Genomic DNA, 19,391 nt, shown 5'->3' with positions numbered 1-19,391 from the left:
GCCTTTTGTGCTTTATATTTTTTCTCATCCTGATTTATCGGGACGCAATTAAAACTTTAAAAAAAACTTTGCGCCTTAGCGACTTTGCGAGATTAAATTATTCCTGAGTTTTCTTTTTCTTCTCCAAATTAGGCAAGAACCCAGTAATAACCCCGATCAAAGGCAGAAACGCACAAATTTTAAATACATATTCAATGCTTGTAGCATCGGCAATTTTCCCTAAAATAGCAGAACCTAAACCGCCCATTCCGAAAGCAAATCCGAAGAAAAGACCGGCTACAAGTCCGACTTTTCCTGGCAATAATTCCGTTGCATAAACTAGAATTGCTGAGAATGCCGAAGAAAGAATCAATCCGATGATTACAGATAAAGTTCCAACCCAGAATAAAGAAACGTAAGGCAGCATTAAAGTAAACGGAGCAACACCTAAAATAGAAACCCAGATTACATATTTTCTACCGTATCTATCTCCAATTGGGCCTCCAATTAAAGTTCCTGCTGCAACAGCACCCGAGAACAAGAATAAATACACTTGTGATTGCTGAATTGTGATGTGAAATTTATCTATAAGAAAGAAAGTATAATAACTTGTAATACTACTCATGTAGAAAAACTTAGAGAATATCAGAATCAATAAAACAACTAACGAAACAATTACCTTATTTTTTGATAAATGATGTGTCTCAATTTTATATGCTGATTTATTAGCGTTTCTCTCAGATAAATGTGCCGTATACCAAATCGCAATTTTATACAAAGCAAAAACACCAACTAACGCAATTATGCAAAACCAAGCGATATATGATTGTCCGTGCGGAATTACAATAAATGCTGCTAATAAAGGCCCGATGGCACTTCCTGCATTTCCTCCTAATTGAAAAATAGACTGCGCCAAACCTCTTTTTCCGCCCGAAGCCAAATGTGCCACGCGTGAAGATTCAGGATGAAAAATAGAAGAACCAATTCCGATTAAACTTACTGATAATAATAAGTTGATAAAACTCGAAGCGATCGAAACAAAGAAAAGTCCAACCATTGTAAAACACATTCCAATAATCAGCGAGTATGGTTTAGAATTTTTATCCGTATACATTCCCACAAATGGCTGTAAAATAGAAGCAACCATTTGGTAAGTCAAAGTAATAATACCAATTTGAGTAAAACTTAAACTGAAATTGTCTTTTAAAAGCGGATAAATTGAAGGAACAACAGCCTGTAAAAGATCATTAATTAAATGAGAAAAACTGATGATAAATAAGATCGAATAAGTGGTTTTTTTAACTATGTCAGGATTTGCTTTAATAGTGTCCATGAGATATTTTTTGATTTTTAAATTAGGTTAAAAAACAACAGCTGTATTATTTTTTGCAAAGATTAAAAGAATACTAATGTCAGAATTGCTATATTTGGACAATGAATAACCAGATTCGGACATATCGAATGGCTCAAGAACATGGATACAGAGAAGATCCATCGATTCCTGTTATTGGCTATACCGAAATGGTAACTAACGAAATGTGTATTTCGCACTCACACCCGCGAGGACAATTAATTTATGCCACACGAGGAGTAATGAATGTCGTGGTTGGAAATAATATCTGGGTTGTGAATCCGTTACAGGGTTTGTGGCTTCCGGGCGGAGTTGAACATCAGGTTACTTTTCAGAAAGACGTTAATTATTACAGCGTTTTTATCGATCCGTCTTTTATGGAAGGATTGCCGACAAATAGTTTTTCTTTCGATATTTCGATGTTTTTAAAGCAGTTGGTTTTTAAAATCATTTCTTTTGGAGTAGATGGAAATCTCACCCCATCGCAAAAAAGAATTAGTGACGTTTTTTTGGATGAACTAGCTTTAATTGAGCCAAGTGCTACTTTTTTACCAACAACCAATCATGAAAGACTTCAAAAAGTAGTCGAACTTTTGATGGAAGATATTGCCAGCAAAAAAACGATTGAATATTACGCTGAACTTTCTTTTATGAGTGCTAGAACTTTATCCCGTTTATTCATCAAAGAGTTGGGAATGAATTTTAGTGATTGGCGCACTCGATTAAAATTACTCGAAGCCATAAAACGTTTGGGCGAAAAACAATCCATAAAAGAAATCGCTTTAGATTTAGGTTACGAAACAGCGAGTGCTTTTATTTATATGTTCAAAAAGCATTTAGGTAAAACTCCTTCTAATTATATTTTAGAAGATGAAAACGAGTCTGAAAGAATGATTGCTTAGATTGTTAGTCTAAATTAGAACGCGGATAAAACGGATTTACTTCGTAAAGACGCGGATTTAGACGGATTTTTTTGTTTTTATCTAAGATAACCATAATCTTTGTCCTTTCGACGAAGGAGAAATCTTCGCAAGTAACTCCGCAACGAAAGTCCAATCTTTGTAGAGCTTCTCGTGGAGATTTCTCCTTCGTCGAAATGACAATAAAGAGAAAAAAGAAATCCATTTTCATCAGCGTCTTCGCGATAGCGAATCCGTCTCATCAGTGTCCCATAAAATTATAACATCATTTTTTTTAGTACTAAAAAAGTGATAAGCCATAATTTTTCCCTTAAAAAATTATCAAAAAGTATTATTTTTTATGAAATAGCAGGATAGTGCAGGTTGTGAAATGTAAAAATAACACTTATCTTTAGTCCCAAAATAAACTAACTATGCTAAACCGCTTTTCCATTTTTAAGACTTTACTTCTTTTTGTTGCTCTTGTTTTTTGTTCGCTATCATCAGCACAAGAAAAACCAAAAGAAGCGACATGGATCTGGTATCCAGGAGATTTCGAAGTTTGGTTAAGCAACAAAATGCAGGTAAGACGTACAGAACGTGAAGCCGTATTTCCTCCGCTTTGGCAATATTACAGTCCTTACGCTTTGGTTACTTTTCAAACAGAAGTAGATATTCCAAAGCCAGACGAAGTGAAAATCTTCTCAGAAGGACCTTTTCAATTACTATTAGATGGCGTTCAAATTTACGGACAGCCAAAATCAATCGCAGTTCCTGCCGGAAAACACAAAATTTCCTTTAAAGTATACAATCAGGAAGTGTTGCCGGCTATTTATATAAATGGAAAATACATTAAATCTGATGCTTCTTGGAAAGTAACCAACGAAGATAAGCTTTGGATTGACGAAACTGGAAAAGCACAACAATCTGGTACGCCTTGGGTTCCTGTTGGTTCTTGGAATTTTAATTCGCCAGAAAATAAACCTTCTGAATTTAAATTAACAACCAAACCTTTAAGCGCTAAAAAAACAGAAAAAATAGGAACTGGCCAATTAGTAGATTTTGGAAAAGAAACTTTTGGTTACATTAAAATTCACGGTTTAAAAGGAAAAGGCAAAGTCGCACTTTATTATGGCGAATCTCGTGAAGAAGCGCTGGATTCTGCTAAATGCGAAACCTTAGATCATTTAACTTTTGATGGAAAACAATCTCAAACCTACACACATGATGGCTCGAAAGCATTTCGCTATGTTCAGGTGCAAGCAGATGCAGGTGTAAAATACGATTCGATTTCGATGCTTTATGAATATTTGCCATTAGACTATCGTGGTGCATTCAAATCTTCGGATGAACAACTGAACAAAATTTGGGATGTGTCGGCTTATACGATGCATTTAACTTCTCGCGAATTTTTTATAGACGGAATTAAACGTGATCGCTGGGTTTGGTCTGGCGATGCTTATCAAAGTTATTTGATGAATTATTATTTATTCTTTGATTCGGCTTCGGTAGAAAGAACATTGTTAGCGCTTCGCGGAAAAGATCCTGTAACGGCTCACGTAAATATCATAATGGATTATTCGTTGTATTGGTTTGTTGGCGTTTACGATTATTACTTACACACGGGCGATACAAAATTCATCAAAACTTTTTATCCAAGAATGAAATCGCTTATGGATTTCTGTTTAGAAAGAAGAAACAAAAACGGATTCCTTGAACCATTAGAAGGTGACTGGGTTTTTATTGATTGGGCAGACGGACTTCCAAAAACAGGAGAAGTGAGTTTTGAACAAATGCTCTTAGCAAGAAGCTTGGAAGCAATGGCGGTTAGTGCTGAAATTGCTGGTAAAAGTGAAGATCAAAAACAATATCAAAAGTTAGGATCTGATTTAAAAACGAAATTATTTGATGTGTTTTGGGATAAAAAAGAAAACGTCATGAAACACCAGCGTATCGATGGAAAAATTCAAAATATTGTAACCAGATACGCTAATATGTTCGGTATTTTCTTCAATTATTTTACTGAAGAACAAAAACAAAGCGTAAAAAATAAAGTATTGCTCAATAAAGACGTTCTTCAAATCACGACACCATATATGCGTTTTTACGAATTGGAAGCCTTGTGTGCAATGGGCGAACAGAATTATGTTTTAAAAGAAATGAAAGATTATTGGGGCGGAATGTTGAATGAAGGCGCAACCTCTTTCTGGGAAGAATATAATCCAAACAAAAAAGGAACAGAGCATTTAACAATGTACGGGCGTCCGTACGGAAAAAGCCTTTGCCACGCTTGGGGCGCAAGTCCGATTTACTTATTAGGAAAATATTATTTAGGTGTAAAACCAACCGCTCCGGGTTATTCCCAATATGAAATCAAACCCAATCTTGGCGGTTTAAAATGGATGGAAGGAAAAGTACCAACACCAAACGGAGAAGTTGCTGTGTATTGCAGTACCAAAGAAATCAAAGTAAAAGCAGGCGAAGGACAAGGAAAATTGATTTTTGAAAGTGCCGGCAAACCTAAAACAAACTCTGGAACGATTACAGAATTAGCAAAAAATAAATATCAGTTGATTATAAAACCGAATGTGGAGTATAAAGTGAGTTATAAGGCTTTGTAAATTATTCATACAGCATGTCATTGCGAGGAACAAAGCAACCTCACTAATGATTACGTAAAGTTTGATATAGCAAATGCGATTGCTTCGTTCCTCGCAATGACGCAAAATCAAGAATAAAAAAATAAAAAACCAATGTTTTCAAAAAATAAAAAATACAATTTCAAATTAAAAACCGCATTCTTAATGCTATTGGCGGTCTGCATTCAAGCCACAGCACAAAACACAGCATGGAAACCAGCATCATTTGAAATTGTAAAATCAAATTACAAAACTTTCAAAACTACACAATACGCTCATATATTTTCAGGAAGCAAACATAATATTGTTCGTTTAGCTCCAGAATTGGAAGGATTAAGAGGTGTTGAACTTCCTTTGGATAAATATAAAAACGGAAATAATGTTCCATTACAATTAAAATTTAAAGAACCAGTAACTGTTTTAATTGGAGTTTTTCAGGATAAAAATGCTGGATATTTACAAGCAAATCAGATTGGAAATAATAATGAGATTCTAGAAAACGGAGTAACAATTACAGGTTTATCGCCAGTAAGTGTTTATGCAATTCCTTACGGAAAAGGAACTCACACTATTTTACCAAATCAAAAAGGATTGTTTGCTATTTTGGGAGTTTTAAAAATCAACCAGCAATTGAATGCCAGAGATGCTAAATTACCAGATGGAAAACTTTGGAACCCAACTTTTATCGTTGAAGGATTTTCAGATGAGAAACCGCTTTTTGAAATTATCGGTGGAGAAAATAAACCGGTTATTGATGAAGGAATGTCTGGAACAGAAGGAATTCAAGGAGGTTTTGAGGGCGGACGTGTGGTAAAAGTGGGCGATACGTATCATATGTTTCCAACAGAAAGAGCAGGAGAAAAAGGAGTAGATTATTATTACGATCGTGTAAAAACTAAAATTGGACATTGGACAAGTAAAGATGCCATTCATTGGAAAAGAGAATCTACAATTTATCAAGCAAGCGGTGTTTACGCCGTTACAGAAGATGATAACCCGATGAATGATCGTCGTGCAGCGATTTGGTCGTATATGCCTGTTTTTAATGAAAAAGCAAATAAATGGTATGGCTATTATTTGGCTTATACCGTAAGTAAAGAAATTGAACCAAATCATTCATTTGGAAGAATCTGGCGTTGCGAATCAACGGTTGAAGGAATCAACGGAATTGGCGGACCTTATAAAGATATGGGAATCATTATGGAACCGGGATTAGATTCTCAACCTTGGGAAGGTCGTCAAGGCGTTGCTTCGTTTTTTCCGTATCAGGTTGGAGATAAATATTTCGGATTTTACAGCGGTGCTTATCCGTTTAATTCTTGGGCAGATTATCCAAAAAAATCAGGAAAAGGCTGGTTTGTAGCTTTAGCCGAATCTAAAAGTTTAGAAGGTCCTTGGTTAAGAATGAATAAAGGTTTGGAACCAATAAAAACAATGCATCCGCTATTTGTTGAAAATCCAATCGTGAGTCAATTGCCAAACGGAATGTACATCGCGATTTTCGATGGAGGCCCAGACGGCTGGGGACATCATTTACCGAACATGATTGCGTATTCCTTATCAGCAGATGGCGTTAATTGGGCAGAAGCACATTATCTTCCAATCGAAACCAAAGTGGATAAATGGTGGGATATTATGAGAACTCCGCTTTGTCTAATCCCAGAAGGGAATGACGTTTACACAATAGTGTACAATGCAATCGATTTGAAAAGAAGATTTCATCCAACAGGAATGGTAAAAGTAAAACTGAACAGAGGCGTAATGGAATCTCGTTTAAAAGAATTGAAGAAATAGAAGAGAGTGGGAAGAAGAAAGATGCAAAAAGAAAAATTTTTTAGAATATAAAAATAGAAACTTTGCTCCCGAAGCCTCGGGACTGCGACTTTGCGAAATTAAGTCGTTCCAAAACAAAAAAAACTTAGAGCCTTAGCGTCTTCGTGGCAAAAAAAACATAAAAATGAAAATTAAATATCTAATCGTAGCCATTTCAGCACTTGCCATAACCAGCTGTGCGACCAAATACAAGAAAAGAGAAATTACCGATAGCGTAATGCAGGAGATTTACGAAGAAATCAAAACGCCTTATAAATACGGTTTGGTGATGGTTCCTACCGATAACTCATACAAAATGGATTGCCCAAGTGTATTTAGAAAAGATGGTAAATGGTACATGACCTATTTAATTTACGACGGAAGAGGTTACGAAACCTGGCTTGCAGAAAGCGACAATCTTTTAGATTGGAAACATTTAGGAAAAGTAATGTCTTTTTCAGAAAATGAAAAACATTGGGATGTCAACCAGAAAGCAGGATATATTTCGTTGCAAGATATGACTTGGGGCGGAAGTTACGAATGGGAAAAATACGATGATAAATACTGGATGAGTTATTTTGGTGGAGACAGTAAAGGTTACGAAGCAGGCGTTTTATCAATCGGAATGGCGTATACCAAAGAAACACCGACAAAACCACACGAATTTCAAAGATTAGAAAATCCGGTTTTAACTCCAAAAGACAAAGACGCCAGATGGTGGGATAATAGTACAATGTATAAAAACAGCGTAATTCGTGATAAAGATAAACTAACCGGACACAATTTTATAATGTATTATAATGCCCGTGGCGATAGTATCAATCCGGCTAAAGGCGCTGAGCGTATTGCTATGGCAGTATCAAATGATATGAAAACATGGAAGCGTTATGGCAATAAACCTTTAATCAATCATCATAAAGGAATCTCAGGAGATGCTTATATTCAGCGTATTAATGATACTTGGGTGATGTTCTATTTTGGAGCTTTTTGGACGGGTTGGAATCAAGGTGCATTTAACCGTTTTGCCGTTTCAAATGATTTAGTAAACTGGACGGACTGGAAAGGAGACGATTTAGTTAAATCTTCTGAACCTTACGATGATATGTTTGCTCATAAGTCATTTGTGGTAAAACATGAGGGAGTAGTTTATCATTTTTATTGCGCCGTTAACAAAGCAGAGCAAAGAGGAATTGCCATTGCAACTTCTAAAGATTTAGGAAAAAGCAAATTGAATTTTGTGGCACCGCCGGAGAAAAAGAAGAAGAATTAAGTATAGAGAATTAAGTATTAAGACCTAGTTTGTCATTTCGACGAAGGAGAAATCTCCACAAGTAGCTCCGCACAGGATGATTACCAATCTTTGTAGAATATCGCGCGAAGATTTCTCCTTCGTCGAAATGACAAAAAAACTAAAAATAAAATAATGTTTAAAAAAAATCATATTCAGCAATTTTTCAACTTTCGACTTTCGACGTTCGACTTTTTGACTGTAATTTTACTATTTACAACTTACACTCACGCCCAATCCGTAACAGGAGAACCAGCGGGAGTTCCAGAATTACATAAAAAATACGAATTTGCTCCTTGGGAAGATCCAACAATAACAAGTATCAACAGACAACCGTCAAGAGCAACTTCATATTCATACGCGAGTGTTGAAGACGCACTAAAAGGCGACAGAACTAAAAGCCGAATCCAAATGCTAAACGGCGATTGGAATTTTAAATATGCAGTAAATTTAAAAGAAGCTTCAAAAGATTTCTATAAAAACACCGTTTCAGGTTGGGATAAAATCGAAGTGCCTTCAAACTGGGAAATGAAAGGATACGATAATCCAATTTACAAAAGTGCCGTTTATCCGTTTCGACCAATAAATCCGCCTTATATTCCTAAAGATTATAATGGAGTAGGTTCTTATCAAAGAAGTTTTACAGTTCCCGAAAATTGGAAAGATATGACCGTGACTTTACATTTTGGAGCCGTAAGTTCAGGTTTTGAAGTTTGGTTAAATGGAGAATTTTTAGGTTATGGAGAAGACAGTTTTCTGCCATCGGAATTTGATGTTACGCCTTATTTAAAAGCAGGAGAAAATGTAGTTTCAGTTCGTGTAATTCGCTGGACAGATGGTTCTTATTTAGAAGATCAGGATCATTGGCGTATGAGCGGAATCCAGCGTGAAGTTTTCATTATGGCTGAGCCGAAATTACGTATTCAGGATTTCTTTGTGCAGACTAAATTAGACAAACAATATACAGATGCTATCTTCAAATTGCGTCCAAAAGTGGAGAACTTGACTGGAGCAAAAATCAAAGATTATACTATGCATGTTCAGTTGTACGATGCCAATAATAAGGCAATGTTCAAAGAACCGCTTCAAAGACCTGTGATTGATTTAATCAACGAAAGTTATCCTCGTTTGGACAATGTTCGTTTCGGATTCTTTCAAGAAACGATCAAAAATCCAAAAAAATGGAGTTCAGAAGAACCGAATTTATATACGATGGTTATTTCGATAAAAGATAAAAACGGAAACGTTACCGAAGCCAAAAGCTGTAAAGTTGGTTTTCGTTCGATCGAATTTTCGAAAGAGAATGGAAAAATGCTCATTAACGGAAAAGAAACTTATGTTTATGGCGTAAACCGTCACGATCATCATCCAACAAGAGGAAAAGCCGTTACGAGAGAAGATATCAAACAAGATATTACTACGATTAAAAAGTTCAATTTCAATTTTATACGTACAAGTCATTATCCAAACGATCCATATTTTTACGAATTATGCGATCAATACGGAATTATGGTTATGGACGAAGCTAATCAGGAAACTCACGGAATTGGCGGGAAATTAAGCAACGATCCGCTTTGGACAAATGCTTATATGGAAAGAATGATCCGAATGGTCGAAAGAGATAAAAACCATCCATCGGTTGTAATGTGGAGTTTAGGAAACGAAGGCGGAAAAGGGCCAAACCATTCTGCAATGTCGGGCTGGGTTCACGATTTCGACATTACACGTCCAGTTCATTATGAACCAGCACAGGGAAATGCCAAATTAGACGGATATATCGATCCGCTTGATCCTAGATATCCAAAAACAATCGATCACGCATATCGATTCGAAAATCCGCAGGATGATTCTTATGTCGATATGGTCAGCCGCTTTTATCCTGGCGTTTTTACTCCGAAATTTTTGGTTGATCAAAAGAAAGATACTCGACCGATTATTTTCGTTGAATATTCGCATGCAATGGGAAATTCAGTTGGAAATTTAAAAGAATTATGGGATGAATTCCGTTCGCTTCCAAGAGTTATAGGTGGCTGTATTTGGGAATTTAAAGATCAGGGAATTGTGAAATTTGATTCAAGATCAGGTCAGAATTATTTTGTGCATGGTGGAGATTTTGGCGAAAAATACCACGACGGAAATTTCAATACAAAAGGAATTGTAGATTCTAACGGAAAACCAAAAGGTTCCATTTTTGAGAATAAATGGGTATGTCAGCCAGCGATTTCAACTTTAAACGGAAATAAGTTAGAAATCAAAAATCGTCAAGCTGTTAAATCTTTGGAAAGTTATATTCCTGTTTTAAAAATATTAGAAAATGGAAATGTAATTAAAACTCACATCTTAAAACCATTCAAAATAGAAGCAGGACAATCAACAACTTTAGATATCAGTTCTTATCTCCCAAAAATGAAAGCTGATGCGGAATATATTTTAAATATAGAATTCCAGCTTTCAAAAGATGAATTATGGGCTTCAAAAGGTTACGCTGTCGCGGAAGATCAGTTTGTGTTGAAAAAGAAAGAAGCAGTTTCGCCTGAATCTAAAAAAGAAAATGTAAACGTTTCTGAATCAGATTTAGATTTCAAAATCAAAGGAAAAGCTTTTGATATTACAATTGGGAAAACAAACGGAGCTTTGAGTTCTTATGTTTTTAATGGAGAAGAACAAGTTTTTGCACCGCTTTTACCAAACTTCATAAGACCGCTTACAGATAACGATAAACGCGGATGGAAATCGCAAAAGTTGTTGAAACAATGGTATAAAGCAAAACCAAAATTGGTAAACATTGCAATTGACAAATCAGCTTCGGAAATAAAAATCACAAGCGATTACGAAGTCATAAAAGACAGCGCAAGTGTAAAAGTAATCTACAGCATTTTACCAAACGGATTAATAAAAGTAGACTACAGTTTAATAGCGTCAAACAAATTGCCAAACATTCCAAAAATCGGAATGCAGATGGGAGTTCAGAGAAAATTCGATCAAATTTCATGGTACGGAAAAGGCGAATTGGAAAATTACAGCGATAGAAGTTTTGGTTCGTTTGTTGGGAAATATTCGCTTCCAATAAATGATTTCATCGAACATTATCCAAAACCACAAGAAAACGGAAACCGATGTGGCGTAAGATGGATGGCATTGAGCACTCCACAGAAAAATAACGGATTCTTAGTAGTAAACGACTCAAAAGTTTTAAGCATGAGTGCCTGGCCGTTTACACAGGAAAACTTAAGTTCATCTGGTCATACATACGATTTGAAAGATCCAGGATTTTTGACTGTAAACATCGATTTAATCCAGATGGGAGTAGGAGGAAACGACAGCTGGACGATTGTAGCTCAGCCATTAGAACAATATCAGATTAAGTCTGGAAATTATGAGTATAGTTTTTATTTGACGCCTTTCGACGGTTCAAAAAATGAATTGGAAAGTAGTTTGAAGAAGTTTAAATATTAATTGATAATTAAAAATTAAGAATTAAAAAGTACAGTTTGTCATTTCGACGAAGGAGAAATCTTCGTAAGAAACTCCGCAAAGATTTGACTTTCGTTACGGAGCTACTTGTGGAGATTTCTCTTTCGTCGAAATGACAAAAAAATGCGATATATCAAACCCGACAGGTTTCAAAAACCTGTCGGGTTTATAAACGAAATAAAACAAACAATCATGTTTCAAAAAAAACACCTCTTTTTTGTCCTTCTTTTAGCAAGCATTGTCTCTGCACAAGAAGTCCATAAAAAAGAAACCAATTTTCACCCAACATTAGAATCCTCAAGACCTTGGGTATATTGGTATTGGATGAAATCGGCGTATTCTAAACCCGGAATTACGGCCGATTTAGAAGCGATGAAACAAGCTGGAATTGCGGGCGCTTATTTAATGACCATAAAAGGACCAGCAAATCCGCCATTGATAGATCCGCCAGTTTTACAGTTGAGTCCAGAATTTTGGGATATGATTCATTGGGCTTTTAAAGAAGCAGATCGTTTAGGATTGAAATTGGCTTTTCACGGAGCAGACGGATTTGCAGTTGCAGGCGGGCCATGGATTACGCCAGAAATGTCGATGCAAAAAGTAGTCTGGTCAACAACTGAAATTTTAGGTGGAAAAAAAGTGGCGCTGAAATTGCCAGTCCCAACACATTACAAAGACTATTATAAAGACATTGCTACTTTTGCTATTCCGATAAAAGAATACCAAATTACTTCGCAGATACAACTGCCAAAAGTAACAACATCAAACAATACTGATGCTTCGTTTTTGGCTGATCCTAAAAAAGACGAAAACTTCAAGTTTGCTGATGCAGGTTGGATTCAGTATGAATTTGCACAGCCTTTTACCTGCAAATCAATTGTAATTGAAACCAAAGGAAGAGATTTTCAGGCACAACGTCTGATTGTGGAAGTAAGTGACGACGGAGTCAATTTTAGATTCCACGAAAGAATGATTGCGCCACGTCACGGCTGGCAAGATATGGATTTCCCAAATACACATACCATTACACCCGTAACAGCAAAATATTTTCGATTTGTATATGATCCAAAAGGAACAGAACCTGGAGCAGAAGATTTAGATTTTGCAAAATGGAAACAAAATCTGAAAGTCAGTAAAATTACACTTTCAAATCAATCGCTGATTAATAATTATGAAGGAAAATCAGGCGCAATCTGGCGTTTAACTCCGCAAACTACAGACAAAGAAATTCCAAATTCTGATGTATTCAAAAAATCAGAAATTATCAATATCTCCAATTTTGTTGATGTCGATGGAAATCTCAACTGGAAAGCACCGAAAGGAAAGTGGAAAATTATCAGAATGGGACATACTTCTACAGGACATGAAAATGCAACTGGCGGAGCAGGAAAAGGATTGGAAGTAGATAAATTTAATCCAGAATTAATTCGTTTTCAATTAGACCATTGGTTTGGAGAGGCCGTTCGTTCTGCTGGGCCAGAATTCGCTTCAAAAGTGTTGGAAATCCTTCATTTTGATAGCTGGGAATGTGGAAGCCAAAATTGGTCTTCGGTTTTTCAGGCTGAGTTTAAAAAGAGACGTGGTTACGATATTGTAGAATATTTGCCTGTAATGGCAGGAATTCCAGTAGAAAGTGCCGATTTCTCAGAGAAAGTTTTATACGATATTAGAAAAACAATTGCCGATTTAGTTGCCGATAATTTCTACGGAACTGTAGCGCAAATCGCCAAAGAAAATAACATAAAATTAAGTGCCGAAAATGTAGCGCCGGTTGTTACAAGTGACGCATTACTTCATTATAAATATGTCGATTATCCAAGTGGAGAGTTTTGGCTGAAAAGTCCAACGCACGACAAACCTTTTGATATGGTTGACGCCATTTCGGGAGGACATATTTACGGAAAATATATTATTCAGGCAGAATCTTTTACGGCTCTGCGAATGGATTGGGACGAACATCCCGGAAACTTAAAAACAACGGCAGACCGCAATTATGCTTTAGGAATCAACCGTTTATTCTACCACGTTTTTGTGCATAATCCGTGGACGGATAGAAAACCGGGAATGACTTTAGATGATATTGGAACTTTTTTCCAGAGAGATCAAACTTGGTGGAAACCCGGAAAAGCATGGTTTGATTATTGCCAAAGAGTGCAGTTTCAATTGCAAAAAGGAAAACCTGTAATCGATCTGGCGGTTTTTATTGGCGAAGATTTTCCTTCTCGCTCTTTTGTTCCAGATCGTTTGGTGCCATTTATTCCGAATGTTTTTGGAAAAGAAAGACTAGAAAGTGAGAAAATCCGTTTAGAAAATGAAGGTCAGCCAACTGGAAAAATGCCAAAAGAAGTGACCTATTCTAAAAACATCACCGATTTATCACAATGGATTAATCCGCTAAATGGTTATCAATATGATTCTTTTAATGCCGATGTTTTAATTAATAGAGCGAAAGTAGTAAACGGAAAAATTTCGTTTGATGGCGGAATTGAATATGGCGCTTTATTCTTCCCTGGAAGTCATAAAATGGCGCCAAATAAAATTTTGTCTTCGGCTTCCGCCGAAAAAATATTGAAATTGATTAAAGACGGAGCTACCATTTTTGTAGATGAAAAACCAAATCTTCAACCGGGAATTCAATCGGAAGCAGATCAAAAGAAATGGCAACATGTAATTGATGAAATTTGGAATAATGCCAATTCTTCAACATGGAAAATCGGAAAAGGAACGGTTGTTAAATTGCCGTATTTAGGAAACGATTTTGCTTCAATCGGAATCACACAAGACGTTTATTTTCCAAATTTAAACCGAGCCGATTCAGAAACATTGGCTTGGGCGCATCGTAAATCGGATACAGAAGATATTTATTACATTTCCAATCAAAAAGCAGAAAAACGCTTTTTTGAGGCGTCTTTCAGAATTTCAGGAAAAGTTCCTCAATGGTACAATCCCGTTACAGATCAGACTTCGGCTTTAGCCAATTGGAAAATAGAAAGTGGAAGAACAATTGTTTCCATAACTTTAGATACCAATGAATCTGGTTTTGTGATTTTTAAAAATGAAACAAAAGAGGTTTTATCTAAAGGAAAATCTTCAGAATTTGAAAAAATGCAGACTTTAGATGAAAATTGGGACTTGCAATTTGATCCAGAATTTAAAGGTCCGAAAGAAGTTGTAAAAACAAACAAACTTTTTGATTGGAGTACTTCAAATAATGATCAGATTAAATATTATTCGGGAACTGTAGTTTATAAAAAAGATTTTGTTTGGAATGGAAAAGATACCAATAAAATCTGGCTGGATTTAGGAGAAATCTCAAATATTGCCGAAATCAAAATCAATGGAAAAGATTGCGGAACACTTTGGACTTTCCCTTTCAAAATTGATATTTCGAAAGCTCTAAAAAAAGGAAAAAATACAATAGAAATTAGAATTACAAATACTTGGGCAAATAGATTAATTGGTGATCAAAAATTACCAAAAGAAGAAAGATTAACATGGACAACAGCACCATTTCGTTTAGAAGGAGAGCCGTTGTTACAAGCGGGATTGTTAGGGCCGGTTACTATTTTTAAAGAAAAATGAAAGTTAGCCACAGATTAAAGAATTAAGAGAATTATTTAATCTGTGATGAAAGAAAAGAAAAATCAATTGCCTCCAGCTTTAGCTGGAGGTTTAGAAGAAGATAAGAATTGGGCTTTAACCAAGCTAATTATTTGGCTAAAGCCCTAGAAATGCAAATACTTTATGACCTCCAGCTAAAGCTGGAGACAATTGAAAAAAATATCGCTCCGCTGGAGCTTTTGTATATTGTTGTTATTTTTCTATAAATATTTCGTCCCTCCGGGACTTTCATAAAAGCTCTGGAAGAGCGAAATATTTATAGAAAAGAATGTTTAGAAATTAGTTTAGCTCCAGAGAAGCGACATATCTTTAGAAGATTTAAAGAATAGAAAAGCATATTGAAAGTTTAAATCACAGATTAATAATCCAAATAAGCTTTTTAATCTGTGGCAAAAAATAAATAAAAAATGAAAAAATCAATTATTGTATTATTAGCGATTTTAGCGAATTTTCAAATCAATGCCAAAATCAAACTGCCAGCATTGTTTACTGATAACATGATGTTACAGCAAAAATCAAACGCACCAATTTGGGGCTGGGCAGAAAAGAATGCTAATATCGTAATCAAAACTTCTTGGGATTCTAAAACTTACAAAGTAAAAGCAGATAATTCTGGAAAATGGAAAACAGAATTACAAACTTCTGATTTTGGGGGACCATACACGATTGAAGTATCGGAAGGAAACGAAAAAGTAACTATCAAAAACGTTTTGTTAGGTGAAGTTTGGCTTTGTTCAGGTCAGTCGAATATGGAAATGCCATTAAAAGGTTTTCAGGGACAACCTGTTAAAAACGGAAATGAAATTATCGTAAGATCAACCAATAAAAACATTCGTTTAATTACGATTCCAAGAGCAACAGTTTTGGAACCTTTACAAGATTTCGAGGGGAAATGGGAAGAAGCTTCTCCAAAATCTACCTCTCGTTTTAGCGCAACAGCTTGGTATTTTGGTTCGCTTTTACAGGAAGTTTTAAATGTTCCTGTGGGATTAATTCATGTTTCTTATGGAGGTTCAAGCATGGAAGCTTGGATGAATAAAGAGATGCTGAAAGATTTTGCAAGCGCTAAAATTCCGACCACAAAAGAAGAATTGGCAAAAGATCCAAATCGTGTTCCGACAACTTTGTTTAACGGAATGCTTTCACCTGTAATTGGTTACGGAATCAAAGGCTGTATTTGGTACCAAGGAGAATCAAATTACGAAAGAGCGAATGAATATACCGCTTTGATGAAGAAAATGGTCAGCAGTTGGAGAACGTTGTGGAATCAGGGAGATTTTCCTTTTTATTTCGCTCAGATTGCACCGTTTAATTACGCATCATTCCATCCAAAAGATTATCAGGAAAAATACAATTCGGCATATTTGAGAGAAGCGCAGTTTAAGGCTTCAACAGCAATTCCGAACTCAGCAATGGCAGTTTTGATGGATGTAGGTGAAGAAAACAGTATTCATCCAATGGACAAAGAAAAAGGTGGAAACCGTCTGGCTTTTCAGGCTTTGGCAAGAACGTACGGAATTGAAGGTCTCGAATTCGAAAGTCCGAAATACAAATCGATGGAAATAAAAGACGGTGCTGTAACTGTTTCTTTTGATGATGTTAATAACGGAATTACATCTTACGAAAAAGAAGTTATGGGTTTTGAAATAGCGGGAGCAGACAAAGTTTTTTATCCTGCGAAAACGGTTGTAAGGAGAAAATCAGTGGTTCTGACTTCAGATAAAGTAAAAAATCCTGTTGCCGTAAGATATTTATGGAAAGATTTCGCTAAAGCGGAATTGTTTAGCACGGGAGGATTGCCGGTTTCTTCATTTAGAACGGATGAGTGGTAATTTATAATGGTTAATTGTGAATTGTGAATTGACACCTAGTTTGTCGATGCTGTAAACGAAGATTCTTCGTTTACAGGATCGACAAAGATTAGAGATTTTGATTGAGGAGCTACTTGCGAAGATTCTTCGTTCCTCAGAATGACAAACGATACTAAAAAAATTAAATTGAAATATATTAAATACATACTTCTCTTCACCACGCTTTGCCTTAAAGCGCAAATTCCTGCGGTTGATAATTACAATCAGGTTTGGACAACGCAAAGCAATAATTCATCAGAATCTATGCCTTTGGGCGGCGGTGATATTGGTATGAATGTCTGGGTAGAAAAAGGTGATTTGTATTTCTATTTTTCGCGAAGCGGAACTTTCGATGAACATAATACTTTATTGAAATTAGGTCGTGTGAAGGTGACTTTAAGTCCTAATCCATTTGAAGGAAAAGAAGGATTTCATCAGGAATTAAAATTGAAAGATGGTTATGTTTTAGTTGGGCAAAACGACACTAAAATCAAACTTTGGGTAGATGTTTTTAAACCGATAATTCATGTTGATTTAGCAAGTAAAAATCCGCTTAAGATGACTGCTTCGTATGAAAGTTGGCGTTATCAAAATCGTATTTCAAAAGGAAAACAAAACAATGCCAATTCTTATAAATGGGCACCTCAAGGTGATCTTATAAATTTTAAAGATTCGATTGCATTTGAAAATAATGGAATAAAATTCTATCACAGAAATAGAGAAAATACTGTTTTTGATGTTGCCGTAAAACAGCAAAAAATGGAATCGGTAAAAGACCAAATGCTGAATCCAATTGCAAATTTGACTTTTGGCGGATTCATAACTGGAAATAATTTAAAACCAAACGGAACATATCTTGGAAAATATCAAGATACCGATTTTAAAGGTTTTAATTTAACAAGCATAAAACCATCCAAAAAACATTCATTAGAAATTTATTTAAATACCAATCAATCTGATTTTTCTACTTGGGATAATGGATTGAAAAATCTGATTTCTGCAAACAAAAACACAGCAAAACAAGGAGAAAAAAATACTCAAAAATGGTGGAATAATTTCTGGAACCGCAGTTTTATTTTCACGCAAAAAAATCAATCGACTGTAAAAGATTCAGTTTATCAAATTGGACAGAATTATCAGTTGTTTCGATATATGCTCGGGTGCAATGCGTACGGAAAATATCCAACAAAATTTAACGGCGGACTTTTTACTGTTGATCCTGTTCATACTAATAAAGACCTGAATTTTACACCCGATTTTAGAAATTGGGGAGGAGGAACGATGACGGCTCAAAACCAGCGATTGGTTTATTTTCCAATGGTTAAAAGCGGTGATTTTGATATGATGAAATCACAATTGAGTTTTTATCTCGATTTACAGAAAAACGCTGAATTACGTAGTAAAGTCTATTGGAAACACAATGGTGCATCATTTACGGAACAATTAGAAAATTTCGGTTTGCCAAATCCAGCGGAATATGAATGGAAACGTCCAGCAGATTACGATCCAGGAATGGAATATAATGCATGGCTGGAATACGAATGGGATACCGTTTTGGAATTTTGCCAGATGATGTTGCAACAGAAAGAATATGCAGGAGAAGACATTCAAAAATACAATCAATTCATTATAAGTTGTCTTCGATTTTTTGATGAACATTATCAATATTTAGCCAAACAAAGAGGAAGAAAAGCTTTGGATGGAAATGGAAAATTAGTTTTATATCCGGGTTCTGGTGCTGAAACTTATAAAATGACAAATAACTCAAATAGTACGATTTCGGCGTTACAAATTATTACAGGAACCCTTTTAAACCTTTCTGGAAATGAATTGTCAAAAGAAGACTCAGAATATTTAAAAGCATTTCAAAATAGAATTCCGCCTTTGAATTTCGGGCAGATTGAAAATCATAAAGTTTTACTTCCTGCTAAAACTTGGGAAAGGGTTAATAATTCTGAAGTTCCGCAATTGTATCCTGTTTATCCTTGGGGAATTTACGGCGTTGGAAAACCTGATTTAGAAACGGCTTTAAATACTTGGAAATACGATTCTGATGCTATAAAATTCAGAAGTCACATAGGATGGAAACAAGATAATATTTTTTCGGCTCGTTTGGGTTTAACCGAAGAAGCAATGAAATATAATACAATGAAAATGGCGAATTCAGAGAGACGTTTTCCAGCTTTTTGGGGTCCTGGATTTGACTGGGTTCCAGATCATAACTGGGGAGGATCAGGAATGATTGGCATGCAGGAAATGCTTTTGCAGGAAACAGATGGAAAAATTTATCTTTTTCCAGCGTGGCCGAAAGATTGGAATGTACATTTTAAATTACACGCCAAACAAAATACAACAATTGAAGCCGAACTCTTAAACGGAGAATTAAAGGTTTTAAAAGTTATTCCAGAAGAAAGAAAAAAAGACATTATAAATCTGCTTGGAAAATCTGAAGCAGAGAAAACGAAATTAAACTAACTA

At 35.6% G+C, this 19,391-nt stretch carries 9 protein-coding genes; 8 read left to right on the top strand and 1 reads right to left on the bottom strand.

The features are described 5' to 3' along the window. Positions 1 to 97 precede the first annotated feature (97 nt). Positions 98 to 1,312, bottom strand: coding sequence for an MFS transporter (locus NYQ10_RS17865; protein WP_289877584.1), 1,215 nt, complete (start codon positions 1,310 to 1,312; stop codon positions 98 to 100). A gap of 128 nt (positions 1,313 to 1,440) precedes the next feature. Between NYQ10_RS17865 and NYQ10_RS17860 the strand changes: the two genes are divergently transcribed. From NYQ10_RS17860 to NYQ10_RS17825, 8 genes are all read left to right on the top strand, one after another. After that, entirely contained in the window at positions 1,441 to 2,232 is a 792-nt protein-coding gene (locus tag NYQ10_RS17860) for an AraC family transcriptional regulator (protein WP_289877583.1), read from the top strand. A 431-nt stretch (positions 2,233 to 2,663) separates the two neighbouring features. Next, positions 2,664 to 4,850, top strand: a complete 2,187-nt coding sequence (locus NYQ10_RS17855; protein WP_289877582.1) for an alpha-L-rhamnosidase C-terminal domain-containing protein — start codon at positions 2,664 to 2,666, stop codon at positions 4,848 to 4,850. Positions 4,851 to 4,982: 132 nt separating this feature from the next. Continuing rightward, positions 4,983 to 6,662: a hypothetical protein gene (locus tag NYQ10_RS17850; RefSeq protein WP_289877581.1), complete on the top strand. Its 1,680-nt coding sequence runs from the start codon at positions 4,983 to 4,985 to the stop codon at positions 6,660 to 6,662. 163 nt (positions 6,663 to 6,825) lie between these two features. After that, positions 6,826 to 7,950, top strand: coding sequence for a glycosylase (locus NYQ10_RS17845; protein WP_289877580.1), 1,125 nt, complete (start codon positions 6,826 to 6,828; stop codon positions 7,948 to 7,950). A gap of 153 nt (positions 7,951 to 8,103) precedes the next feature. Continuing rightward, positions 8,104 to 11,424 (top strand): glycoside hydrolase family 2 TIM barrel-domain containing protein, encoded by a 3,321-nt coding sequence (locus tag NYQ10_RS17840; protein WP_289877579.1) that lies wholly within the window; start codon positions 8,104 to 8,106, stop codon positions 11,422 to 11,424. Positions 11,425 to 11,634: 210 nt separating this feature from the next. Then, positions 11,635 to 15,024: a glycosyl hydrolase gene (locus NYQ10_RS17835; RefSeq protein WP_289877578.1), complete on the top strand. Its 3,390-nt coding sequence runs from the start codon at positions 11,635 to 11,637 to the stop codon at positions 15,022 to 15,024. A 446-nt stretch (positions 15,025 to 15,470) separates the two neighbouring features. Further along, complete coding sequence (locus tag NYQ10_RS17830; protein WP_289877577.1) at positions 15,471 to 16,895, top strand: sialate O-acetylesterase; 1,425 nt, start codon at positions 15,471 to 15,473, stop codon at positions 16,893 to 16,895. Between the two features lie 165 nt (positions 16,896 to 17,060). Then, positions 17,061 to 19,388 (top strand): DUF5703 domain-containing protein, encoded by a 2,328-nt coding sequence (locus NYQ10_RS17825; RefSeq protein ID WP_289877576.1) that lies wholly within the window; start codon positions 17,061 to 17,063, stop codon positions 19,386 to 19,388. Positions 19,389 to 19,391: the final 3 nt, after the last annotated feature.

It is taken from the genome of Flavobacterium johnsoniae (assembly GCF_030388325.1).
Taxonomy (GTDB): domain Bacteria; phylum Bacteroidota; class Bacteroidia; order Flavobacteriales; family Flavobacteriaceae; genus Flavobacterium; species Flavobacterium johnsoniae_C.
This window is presented reverse-complemented; position numbering and strand designations above follow the sequence as displayed.

Bases quoted from the DNA above. Each gene is read 5' to 3' on its own strand.
- NYQ10_RS17865 (WP_289877584.1), bottom strand. From the start codon at position 1,312: ATGGACACTATTAAAGCAAATCCTGACATAGTTAAAAAAACCACTTAT.
- NYQ10_RS17860 (WP_289877583.1), top strand. From the start codon at position 1,441: ATGGCTCAAGAACATGGATACAGAGAAGATCCATCGATTCCTGTTATT.
- NYQ10_RS17855 (WP_289877582.1), top strand. From the start codon at position 2,664: ATGCTAAACCGCTTTTCCATTTTTAAGACTTTACTTCTTTTTGTTGCT.
- NYQ10_RS17850 (WP_289877581.1), top strand. From the start codon at position 4,983: ATGTTTTCAAAAAATAAAAAATACAATTTCAAATTAAAAACCGCATTC.
- NYQ10_RS17845 (WP_289877580.1), top strand. From the start codon at position 6,826: ATGAAAATTAAATATCTAATCGTAGCCATTTCAGCACTTGCCATAACC.
- NYQ10_RS17840 (WP_289877579.1), top strand. From the start codon at position 8,104: ATGTTTAAAAAAAATCATATTCAGCAATTTTTCAACTTTCGACTTTCG.
- NYQ10_RS17835 (WP_289877578.1), top strand. From the start codon at position 11,635: ATGTTTCAAAAAAAACACCTCTTTTTTGTCCTTCTTTTAGCAAGCATT.
- NYQ10_RS17830 (WP_289877577.1), top strand. From the start codon at position 15,471: ATGAAAAAATCAATTATTGTATTATTAGCGATTTTAGCGAATTTTCAA.